The organism is Lysobacter enzymogenes, assembly GCF_017168095.1.
Classification (GTDB): domain Bacteria; phylum Pseudomonadota; class Gammaproteobacteria; order Xanthomonadales; family Xanthomonadaceae; genus Lysobacter; species Lysobacter enzymogenes_D.
This window is the reverse complement of record NZ_LXSD01000458.1, coordinates 1-9,616: the sequence shown is the minus strand read 5'-3', so window position 1 is coordinate 9,616 and position 9,616 is coordinate 1. Positions and strand designations below refer to the sequence as shown.

The window sequence follows — 9,616 nt, the reverse complement described above, 5'->3', positions numbered from 1 at the left end:
CGCCGCACGAGCGGCCCGGCCACGGCCACGGCGAGGATCCCGACCTGCACGTGCTGGTGCTGGGCCGGATCAGCGACGATCCCAAGGCCCATTACGAACAGCTCAAGCCGCTGCTGGACTACGTGGTGCCGCGCATGGCCGGGGTCGGCATCCGCGAGGGCCGCATCCTGATGGCCAAGGACGTGCAGCAGATGGGCAGCTATCTGCGCCGCGGCCGGGTCGACTGGGTCAGCGAGACCGCCGGCACCGCGATGCTGCTGCAGCAGCGCGCCGGCGCGCGGCCGCTGCTGCTGACCGAGCGCGACGGCGTCGGCCACTACCACAGCGTGTTCTTCGCCCGCCGCGACAGCGGCCTGCGCTCGCTCGACGATTTGAGCGGCCACAACGTCGCGTTCCAGCGGCCGTCCTCGACCAGCGCCTATTTCGTTCCCGCCGCGACCCTGCTCGAACGCGGCCTGCGCCTGGAAATCCTGCTGTCGCCGACCGACCGCATCAACCGCGGCGCGGTCGGTTATCTGTTCGCGCGCTCGGAGCTCAACATCGCCACCTGGGTGCACAAGCGCCTGGTCGACGCCGGCGTCACCAGCAACCTGGACTGGGACAACCCGCGCCGGGTGCCCGAAGCCTTCCGCCGCGACTTCGTCCAGATCGGCCGCAGCGACGACTACCCGCGCGCGCTGGAACTGGTGCGCGGCGACATGGACCCGAAGGTCGCCGCGCGCCTGCGCGAGGTGCTGCTGGACGCGGCCGCGGACCCCGACGCCGGCGAGGCGCTGCTGCGCTTCTTCAAGACCACCCGCTTCATGCCGGTGGATCCGGCCTCGCAGCGCGCGCTGGACCACATCGGCCAGGGCGTGGCGCGGGTGCGCGCGGAAGTCGAATGAAGAGGCTCGCATGAAGTCGCCGCGCGGCCTGCAGGCCAAGTTCCTGTCGATCATGGGCCTGGCCTTCGCCGTGGTCGCGGTGCTGATCCTGTTGCTGCTGCAGCGGCAGGAGCGGATCCAGAGCGCGGTGGTCGAGGTCAGCCGCGAGGCCATGCGCGACAGCTTCGTCGCCAGCCTGCGCCGCCACGGCGAGGGCGAGGTGGCCCAGCTCGCCGGTTCGCTGACCAATCCGCTGTACTACTTCGACCTCGACGCGATCGGCGAGCTCAGCCGCGCGGCGATGACCAACCCGGGCGTGCGCTACGTCGTGGTCTACGACGTCGAAGGCAACATCGTCCATGACGGCAGCGAGGAGATCCCCAGCTACGGCAAGCGCATGGACGATCCGCTCGCTGCGCGCATCGTCGCCGCGCCGGCGCTGCTGGGACAGTGGAGCGAGAACACCTTCGACGTGTCGGCGCCGATCAAGATCGGCCAGCAGCGCCTGGGCGGGGTGCGCGTGGGCTACGACCTCAAGGCCATGCGCGCCTACCAGGACAGCGCGCTGGAGGAGTTGCGCCGGCGCCTGGACGCGCTCGGCCGCCTGCAGCTGCTGTGGGTGGGCCTGCTGAGCCTGGGCCTGCTGGCGCTGGGCGCGGCGATGCTGTGGCTGATCCAGCGCTGGCTGGTCAAGCCGATCCGCGAGCTGGCCGAGGCCGCGCACACCATCGAGGACGGCCGCTTCGGCCAGTTCGACGATTCCGACGCGGCCCGCCACAACGACGAAGTCGGCGACCTGATGCGCGCCTTCAGCCGCATGAGCCAGTCGCTGGCGCGCCACGACCGCGACATCCGCCGCATGGCCTACACCGATTCGCTGACCGGGCTGTCCAACCGGCTGGCGTTCCGCGAGGCGCTGGACGAGCGCCTGCAGCAGTTCGACGGCGGCCGCGGCCAGCTGGCGCTGCTGTTCGCCGACATCGACGACTTCAAGCGGGTCAACGACACCCTCGGCCACGACGCCGGCGACGAGGTGCTGCTGCAGTGCGCGCAGCGCATCGCCCGCACGGTCGAACGAGTCGGCGGCGAACGCGCGCTGCTGGCGCGCTTCGGCGGCGACGAGTTCGTGATTTTGGTGGAAGGCAAGCCGCAGCGCCCGGGCGAGGCGCGCCAGCTCGCCACCCATCTGGCCGACGTGCTGGTGGCCGAGCTCGGCCAGCCGATCGCGGTGCACGAACGGCAGGTGTTCCTCGGCACCTCGATCGGCGTGACCCTGTACCCGGAGGACGCGTCCGGGGCGACCGCGCTGATGAAGAACGGCGACATCGCCATGTACCAGGCCAAGGTCGCCGGCAAGAATTGCTATCGCTTCTACAGCCGGGCGATGGACCAGGCGGTGGAGCGGCGCGTGCACCTGGAGCATGCGCTGCGCGGCGCCTGGGACCGCGGCGAGCTGAGCCTGGCGTACCAGCCGGTGTTCCGCCTCGGCGACGGCGCGATGGTCGGCGCCGAGGCGCTGCTGCGCTGGAAGCATCCCGAGCAGGGCCTGATCGCGCCGTCGGTGTTCATCGACGTGGCCGAGCAGAGCGGGCAGATCGAGACGCTCGGCCCGCAGGTGCTGCGCGCGGCCTGCGAGGACGCGGTGGCGTGGCAGCGCGCGCGGCCCGGCGCCGATCCGCTGTTCGTCTCGGTCAACGTCTCGCCGCGGCAGTTGCGCAACGGCGACCTGCCCAACGTGGTCGCCGCCTGCCTGCGCGAGACCGAGCTGCCGCCGTGGCTGCTGCACCTGGAGCTGACCGAGACCGCGGTGATCGGCGACGAAGTCCACGCCAGCGCGCTGCTGTCGCGGCTGCGCGCGAGCGGGGTCAAGGTGTGGCTGGACGATTTCGGCACCGGCTTCTCCGGCCTGAGCCACCTGCGGCGGGTGCCGGTGGACGGGGTCAAGATCGACCGCAGCTTCGTCGCCGACGTGCTGCGCGACCCCGACGACCTGGCCCTGACCACGGCGATCATCGCCATGGCCCATTCGCTGGGCGTGACCGTGGTGGCCGAAGGCGTGGAGAAGGAAGGCCAGTACGCGGTGCTGCGCGAGCGCGGCTGCGATCTGGCGCAGGGGTATTGGCTCGGGCATCCGGTGCCGGCGGCGGAGTTCTTGGCCCAGTTGCCTTGAAGCCAGGAGATAGCGGATAGGAGTTAGGAGATAGCGAAAAGCCGCTCTTGCTATCTCCTAACTCCTATCCGCTATCTCCAAGCTCAGCTTGTCTTGAGCCAACGCGATCCACTTCGCTAGGAGTTAGGAGATAGCGAAAACCCGCTCTTGCTATCTCCTAACTCCTATCCGCTATCTCCTAGGCCAACTTGTCCCGCGCCATCGCCACCCACTCCGCCACCGCCTGCACCAGGCTGCCCGACAGGATCCCGAACACCACCACCGCCGCCGCGCCCGCGGCCCAGGCGATCAGCATCAGCTTGCCGTCGCGTTCGAGCAGGGCGAAGGCGAACAACAGCAGCAGCGCGCCGAACAGGAAATTGGTGAACGGGATCGGCAGCGACAGCAGCACGCCGACCAGCACCACCAGCAGGCCGGTCAGCGCGCTGGCGGCGCGGCGGTCGAGCAGCGCGGTCAGGCGCGGGCTGACGAAGCGTTCCAGCCGGGTCAGCCACGGCGCCAGCAGGTTGCGGAACCGGGCCAGCGCGCTGCGGTGCGGGCCGCGCCGGGCGATGAAGCCCGGCAGCCACGGCCGGCGCAGGCCGATCAGCAACTGCAGGCCGACCAGGATCACCAGCGGCCCGCTGATCGCGCCGCCGACGCCCGGGATCGGGATGAAGGCGGGCAGGGTGGAGACGAACAGCAGCATGCCGAAGGAGCGGTTGCCCAGGCCGTTGAACACCTCGCCGAAGCGCACCGTCTGCTCCGGGTCGCCAGCGACGATGGCGTCGAGCAGGGCGCGGGTGCCGGCCTCGTGCGCGCCGGCCGCGTGCGCATCGCCGCGCTGGTGCGGGCCGCCGCCGTCGTCGCCGCGCGGCGTGCGGCCGGGATCAGCCGCTGGTGGCGTCATCGTCTCCGGACTCCGCGGGCTTGGCCTGCTGCGGCTGCAGCAGCAGCTTGTCGATGCGCGGGCCGTCCAGGTCGATCACCTCGATCCGCCAGCCCGGCCAGGCGAAGTGCTCGCCCACGTGCGGGATCCGGCCGAAGTGGGCGATGACCATGCCCGCGGCGGTGTGGAAGTCGTGCTCGTCCTCGTTCGGCAAGCGGCCGCCGCCGATGGTTTCGCGCAGTTCTTCCAGCGGCAGCGCGCCGTCGACCAGATAGCTGCCGTCCTCGCGCTGCACCACCGGGCCCGGCTGGTCGTCGGATTCGGCGGTCTGCACGCGGCCGATCACCGCGCCCAGCAGGTCGTTGACGGTGATCAGGCCGGTCACGTCGCCGTACTCGTCGACCACCAGCGCCAGCGACTGCTGTTCCTCGCGGAAGATCTCCAGCAGCTTCAGCGCGTGGGTGGATTCGGACACGAACAGCGCTTCCTTGAGCTGGCCGAACAGGTCCGGCACCTGGCCCTGGACCAGCTCGGCCAGCAACGACTTGGCCTCGAGCACGCCGAGCACGTCCTGGTCGCTGCCGCGATAGACCGGGAAGCGCGAGAACGGCGACTCGCGCATGATCGCCAGGTTGTCCTCCAGCGAGGCGGCGGCGTCGAGCCAGGCGATGCGGGTGCGCGGCGTCATCAGGCTGTCGGCGGTGCGGTCGCCCAGGCTCAGCACGCGGTTGACCATCTTGCGTTCGTCGGCGTCGATCACGCCCTGCTCGTGGCTTTCGCTGACCAGCAGGCGGATTTCCTCTTCGCTGATCTCGCTGCGTGCGTCGTCCTTGATCCCGAGCAGGCGCAGGATGAAGCGGTTGATCGTGCCCAGCACCAGCACCGCCGGCTTGGCCGCGGTGGCCAGGCCGTTGAGCACGATCGCCACGTTGCTGGCGATGCGTTCGGGATTGGTCAGGGCCAGGCGCTTGGGCACCAGTTCGCCGAAGATCACCTGGGCCGAGGCGATCAGCACCACCGCGGTGCCGATGCCGAGGGTGTGGGCGTAGCGGGTGGCGTCGCCGGGCAGCAGGAAATCGAACCAGCCGGCGATGATCAGGCCGATCGACTCGCCGCCGAACAGGCCGGTGAGGATGCCGATCAGGGTGATGCCGATCTGCACGGTCGACAGCAGGTTGTCGGGCTGCTCGGCCAGCGCCAGCGCGGTGCGCGCGCCCTTGCTGGTCTCGGCCATCTGCTTGAGCCGCAGCTTGCGCGAGGTCATCAGCGCCATCTCCGACATCGCGAAGAACGCGTTGAGCACGATCAGGGCCACGACGATCAGAAGTTCCAGCATCGGCAGCGCCTCCTGTGGCCGGCGGACCGGGATACGGTCGATTCACGGAAAGGGGCGCAGCGGTGCAGGGGGGCCGGCATAGCGCGGCCGGGCGGCGGTTTTGGGTCGTCGTCCATTGTGGGAAGCGTGAAAGGAAGGGTCGCTGCGGTCGCCGCACGGGGCGGGAACGGGCGGGGCCGATCTTAGCAGGCCCGCGCGGCGCCCCTTCGTGAAAGGGCGGCGGGTGCGCGGAACCGCCAACTCGGTGCGGAACCGTACCGACCTGGGGGCGGGCGGATGGCGGGTCAAGGTGGGCGGGCCGTCGTCAAACCGTCATAATCGCGCCCGCACGCCCCGCGCCGCTTCCCGGCCCGGCCGCGCGCGGCGCCGGCCCGGCCGGTCGCCGACCCCTTTCGAAACCGCCGGAGCGCGCCCCGCGACCGGCCCAGAGGCTCCCCGCATGTTCTCCCTGCAGACGATTTTCGGCCAAGGCAACCAGTTCTACACCCTGCTGGAGGAGGCGGCCGTGGCCGCCCACGACGCCACCCGGGCGCTGCACGAGATGCTCAAGGCCTCCGACCGCCAGCCGGCGCTGGACGCGTTCAAGCTGGCCCGCCAGCGCGAGCGCGAGACCTCCGACAAGATCAGCCAGGAGCTGGTCGACAGCTTCATCACCCCGATCGAGCGCGAGGACATCGAGGCGCTGTCCTCGGCGCTGTACAAGATCCCCAAGCAGGTGGAGAAGTTCGCCGACCGCTACTCGCTGGCCACCCGCCACCTGGAGCACATCGACTTCGCCCCGCGCGCGGCGATGCTGGAACAGGCCGCCAGCGTGGTGGTGAAGATGGTCCACCAGCTGCGCCACCTCAAGCTGGAGCCGATGAAGGCGCTCAACGACCAGCTGCGCGCGCTGGAGAACGAGGCCGACCGCCTCATGCTGGAGCTGTACCGCGACATCTATTCCGGCCAGCTCGACAACCTGCAGATGTTCCTGCTCAAGGAGTTCTTCGAGATCCTGGAGAAGGCGATCGACCGCTGCCGCGAGGCCGGCGTGGTCGCCTACCAGATCGTGCTGAAGAACTCCTGAGGCGCGCGCGATGCTTACGCTCGTCCTGGTGGTCATCCTGGCCGCGTTGATCTTCGAATACGTCAACGGCTTCCACGACACCGCCAATTCCATCGCCACGGTGGTGGCGACCAAGGTGCTCTCGCCGATGCAGGCGGTGATGCTGGCGGCCTCCACCAACCTGATCGGCGCGCTGTGGGGCACCGCGGTGGCCAAGACCATCGCCTCGGGCCTGATCGACGCCGGCGTGGTCGAAGTCGGCTCGCAGCTGCTGCTGTGCGCGCTGCTCGGCGGCATCATCTGGAACCTCATCACCTGGTGGCTGGGCCTGCCGTCCTCGTCCTCGCACGCGCTGATCGGCGGGCTGTGCGGCGCGGCGATCGCCGCGGCCTCGAACAACTGGCACGCGGTGGTGTGGTCGCATCCGGCCGAGCCGATCTGGAAGAGCGCCGGCGTGCTGTGGAAGGTGGTGGTGCCGATGTTCACCTCGCCGATGCTCGGCTTCGCCGCCGGCTTCCTGGTGATGGGCGTGCTGTTCGCGCTGATCTCGGCGATGGCCGCCAGCGGCGGCGTGCTGCGCCGGATCGCGCGGCCGCGCTGGGTCAACGGCTTCTTCGGCAAGGCGCAGCTGCTCAGCGCCGCCGGCATGGGCTTCGCCCACGGCATGAACGACGCGCAGAAGACCATGGGCATCATCGCCCTGGCGCTGATCAGCGCGCAGCAGGCCGGCACCCTCGACAACCTGCCGGGCTGGCTGGCGTTCCTGCACCCCTCGCCGGGCGCGATCGCGCACAACGACATCGACACCTGGATCAAGCTGACCTGCGCGGTGGTCATGGCCGCCGGCACCGCCGCCGGCGGCTGGCGCATCATCAAGACGCTCGGCCACAAGCTGGTCAAGCTGCACCCGATCCACGGCTTCGCCGCCGAGACCAGCGCCGCCTCGGTGATCATGGCGGCCTCGTCGCTGGGCATCCCGGTCTCGACCACCCACAACATCTCCGCCGCGATCATGGGCGTGGGCACGGCCAAGCGCTTCAACTCGATCAAGTGGACCGTGGTGGAGAAGATGATCTGGGCGTGGATCCTGACGATTCCGGCGGCCGGCGGCATCGCCTACGGCCTGTTCGAGGCGATGCGGTTCTTCGGCTGGATCTGAGCTCCGGCGCAGGATGCGAAAAGGCCCGCGATTCGCGGGCCTTTTCTTTTGTGGGAGGGCCTTCAGGCCCGAAGCTTTTCTTTCGGTTCGCCGCGGACTGAGCGAACAGCATCGGGCCTGAAGGCCCTCCCACAAAATAAGTCCACTACAAAAAAGCCCTCCCGCGCAACGGGAGGGCTTTGCGGGACCAACCGACGGCTCAGAGCAGATCGCCGTTCGCCGACAGCACCCGCTCCATGCGGTCGCCGACGCCGCCGATCTCCAGCACCAGGCGTTGCAGCTCGGCCGCGTCCAGGGTTTCCAGCGGGCGGTTCTCGCACAGCTGCAGGTAGGGCACGCCGTCGAGGTTGCCGATGGCGAGGTAGCCGACGTGGCTTTCCCAGTTGAAGGCCAGTGCGCGGCGCGCGTCCAGGCCGGTGGTCGGGGCGATCGCGGTGCTCACGCGCAGGAAGCCGCGGCCGTCGTCGTCCTCTTGTTCGGACAGGAAGATCGACTGGTGGCGGGTGCCCTGTTCGAGCGACAACTCGACGCAGATCACGCTGTCGTGGACGGACAGGCGGAACCCGGCCTGGCTGAGGTGCTTCTGGATGTGGGCGAACTGCATGGGGGGCGACTCCTGCGCGCAACAGCGCATATGCTACCGCGATGGACAGCGAAACTGCCGCCAGGCGCATCCTTGCCGCGATCCGCGCGATTCCCCGCGGCGAAGTCGCCGGTTACGGCGAGGTCGCGCGGCGCGCCGGCCTGCCGGGCCGCGCGCGCCTGGTCGCGCGCCTGCTCGGCCAGAACGAGGATCCCAAGCTGCCCTGGCACCGCGTGCTGCGCTCGGACGGGCGCATCGCGTTCCCGGAAGGCTCCAAGGGCTGGCGCGAACAATCCCAACGCCTGCGCGCGGAAGGCGTGAAGGTCGAGAACGGCCGGGTGCGCGGCCAGCGCGCGGCGCCGACGATCGACGAGCAGATCTGGGGGCCGGCCGATTGAGGCGGTGCGATCGAGGCGGTGCGATCGAGTCGAGCCGGTTGAACCCAATCGATCGGGCAGGGCCCGGGGAATTGCGGCCGGACGCCCAGGCCGGTAGCGGCCGCTGCGCGAAATCGCAGGCCGAGCCGAGCGGCCGGGCGAGCGCATGCTGCGAGCGAACCAAGGTCCGACCGGCGCGGTCGCCGGAGCTGCGCGACAACCGCGAGTACCGGATCGCTGCGTTCTCGGGAGCGGGCCGCGGCCCGATCGCCCCGTCGCTGTCGCATTGCCCGATACCGCCGCGACCGCCGCCGCATTCCGATCTGAACGGCCGGCGCGATCTGCACGCCGCGCTCACCTCGCCTCGCAGCCGGCGCGGCTACCATAGCGCCCGGTCCGAGGAGTCGCGATGTTTTCCAGGCTTTTTTCCAGCATCCCGGCGGTCACGCGCAAGCTGCTGATCGCCAACGTAGCGGTATTCCTGTTGCAGTCCATCGCCGACGCGAGCGACGCCGCCCGCGCCTGGCCGCTGTGGTTCGAACTGTGGCCGTGGGTGCCGCCGCAGTTCGAGGTCGACGGGCCGGGGTTCATGCCGTGGCAGCTGATCACCTCCGGCTTCATGCACGGCGGCCTCGGCCACCTGATCTTCAACATGCTCGCGCTGGTGATGTTCGGCTCGTCGATCGAGTACGAATGGGGCGCGCGGCGCTACGCGATCTACTACTTCGTGTGCCTGCTGGGTTCGGCCCTGCTGCAGCTGGCGGCGGCCACCTTCGCCATCTTTGATGGCCAGCTGATCCTGACCCTGGGCGCGTCGGGCGCGATTTACGGCCTGCTGCTGGCCTACGGGATGATGTTCCCGAACCGCAAGGTGACCTTGCTGCCGTTCCCGATCGTGCTCAAGGCGCGCACCCTGGTGATCGTGTACGTGGCCGCGTCGCTGTTCTACGGCGTGTTCACCACCGGCACCGGCGTGGCCCACTTCGCCCACCTCGGCGGCATGATCGTGGGCTGGTTGCTGATCCGCTGGTGGCGGTCGCGCCCGCCGCGCGGCGGCAGCGGCGGCCCGCGCCGCGACCTGCGCGCGCAAGCGCTGCGCGAGCGGCGCAAGGCGTCGAAGCTGCGGGTCGTGAAGTAGGCCACGGCAGCTACCTGTAGGAGCGGCGCGAGCCGCGACCGCGACAACGCACCCACGACGTAACGTGCGCAGTAGTT

10 protein-coding genes are annotated in these 9,616 nt (G+C 69.8%); 6 read left to right on the top strand and 4 right to left on the bottom strand.

The genetic code is table 11. The annotated features are described in order from the left end of the window. Nucleotides 1-44: 44 nt before the first annotated feature. Nucleotides 45-884 (top strand): phosphate/phosphite/phosphonate ABC transporter substrate-binding protein, encoded by an 840-nt coding sequence (locus A7A76_RS19600; RefSeq protein WP_206412818.1) that lies wholly within the window; start codon nt 45-47, stop codon nt 882-884. Between the two features lie 10 nt (nt 885-894). Then, nucleotides 895-3,033, top strand: a complete 2,139-nt coding sequence (locus tag A7A76_RS19595) for a putative bifunctional diguanylate cyclase/phosphodiesterase (protein ID WP_206412816.1) — start codon at nt 895-897, stop codon at nt 3,031-3,033. 178 nt (nt 3,034-3,211) lie between these two features. Here A7A76_RS19595 and A7A76_RS19590 read toward each other — a convergent pair whose 3' ends face one another. After that, entirely contained in the window at nt 3,212-3,922 is a 711-nt protein-coding gene (locus A7A76_RS19590; RefSeq protein ID WP_206412815.1) for an exopolysaccharide biosynthesis protein, read from the bottom strand. Beyond that, nucleotides 3,903-5,237 (bottom strand): hemolysin family protein, encoded by a 1,335-nt coding sequence (locus A7A76_RS19585; RefSeq protein WP_206412813.1) that lies wholly within the window; start codon nt 5,235-5,237, stop codon nt 3,903-3,905. Before A7A76_RS19585 ends, A7A76_RS19590 begins: the two co-directional genes overlap by 20 nt. Before the next feature lie 439 nt (nt 5,238-5,676). Between A7A76_RS19585 and A7A76_RS19580 the strand changes: the two genes are divergently transcribed. Together A7A76_RS19580 and A7A76_RS19575 are read left to right on the top strand one after the other, a co-directional pair. Continuing rightward, the gene (locus tag A7A76_RS19580; protein WP_096377324.1) at nt 5,677-6,303 is read left to right on the top strand and encodes a DUF47 domain-containing protein; all 627 of its coding nucleotides are present in this window, start codon (nt 5,677-5,679) and stop codon (nt 6,301-6,303) included. A gap of 10 nt (nt 6,304-6,313) precedes the next feature. Then, on the top strand, nt 6,314-7,441 hold the full coding sequence (locus A7A76_RS19575) for an inorganic phosphate transporter (protein ID WP_206412811.1): 1,128 nt from the start codon (nt 6,314-6,316) through the stop codon (nt 7,439-7,441). Here the strand turns inward: A7A76_RS19575 and A7A76_RS26900 are convergent. Together A7A76_RS26900 and A7A76_RS19570 are read right to left on the bottom strand one after the other, a co-directional pair. After that, the gene (locus A7A76_RS26900) at nt 7,329-7,574 is read right to left on the bottom strand and encodes a DUF6053 domain-containing protein (RefSeq protein ID WP_428995199.1); all 246 of its coding nucleotides are present in this window, start codon (nt 7,572-7,574) and stop codon (nt 7,329-7,331) included. The genes A7A76_RS19575 and A7A76_RS26900 overlap by 113 nt on opposite strands. A 66-nt stretch (nt 7,575-7,640) precedes the next feature. Then, nucleotides 7,641-8,045 carry a hypothetical protein gene (locus A7A76_RS19570; RefSeq protein WP_206412810.1) on the bottom strand — a complete coding sequence of 135 codons (405 nt, stop codon included), beginning with the start codon at nt 8,043-8,045 and terminating at the stop codon, nt 7,641-7,643. 41 nt (nt 8,046-8,086) lie between these two features. Here A7A76_RS19570 and A7A76_RS19565 point away from each other — a divergent pair, with 41 nt between their 5' ends. Beyond that, nucleotides 8,087-8,422, top strand: a complete 336-nt coding sequence (locus A7A76_RS19565) for an MGMT family protein (protein ID WP_206412808.1) — start codon at nt 8,087-8,089, stop codon at nt 8,420-8,422. Nucleotides 8,423-8,810: 388 nt separating this feature from the next. Beyond that, nucleotides 8,811-9,539 carry a rhomboid family intramembrane serine protease gene (locus tag A7A76_RS19560; protein ID WP_206412806.1) on the top strand — a complete coding sequence of 243 codons (729 nt, stop codon included), beginning with the start codon at nt 8,811-8,813 and terminating at the stop codon, nt 9,537-9,539. Nucleotides 9,540-9,616 lie beyond the last annotated feature (77 nt).

Bases quoted from the DNA above. Each gene is read 5' to 3' on its own strand.
- A7A76_RS19595 (WP_206412816.1), top strand. From the start codon at position 895: ATGAAGTCGCCGCGCGGCCTGCAGGCCAAGTTCCTGTCGATCATGGGC.
- A7A76_RS19590 (WP_206412815.1), bottom strand. From the start codon at position 3,922: ATGACGCCACCAGCGGCTGATCCCGGCCGCACGCCGCGCGGCGACGAC.
- A7A76_RS19585 (WP_206412813.1), bottom strand. From the start codon at position 5,237: ATGCTGGAACTTCTGATCGTCGTGGCCCTGATCGTGCTCAACGCGTTC.
- A7A76_RS19580 (WP_096377324.1), top strand. From the start codon at position 5,677: ATGTTCTCCCTGCAGACGATTTTCGGCCAAGGCAACCAGTTCTACACC.
- A7A76_RS19575 (WP_206412811.1), top strand. From the start codon at position 6,314: ATGCTTACGCTCGTCCTGGTGGTCATCCTGGCCGCGTTGATCTTCGAA.
- A7A76_RS19570 (WP_206412810.1), bottom strand. From the start codon at position 8,045: ATGCAGTTCGCCCACATCCAGAAGCACCTCAGCCAGGCCGGGTTCCGC.
- A7A76_RS19565 (WP_206412808.1), top strand. From the start codon at position 8,087: ATGGACAGCGAAACTGCCGCCAGGCGCATCCTTGCCGCGATCCGCGCG.
- A7A76_RS19560 (WP_206412806.1), top strand. From the start codon at position 8,811: ATGTTTTCCAGGCTTTTTTCCAGCATCCCGGCGGTCACGCGCAAGCTG.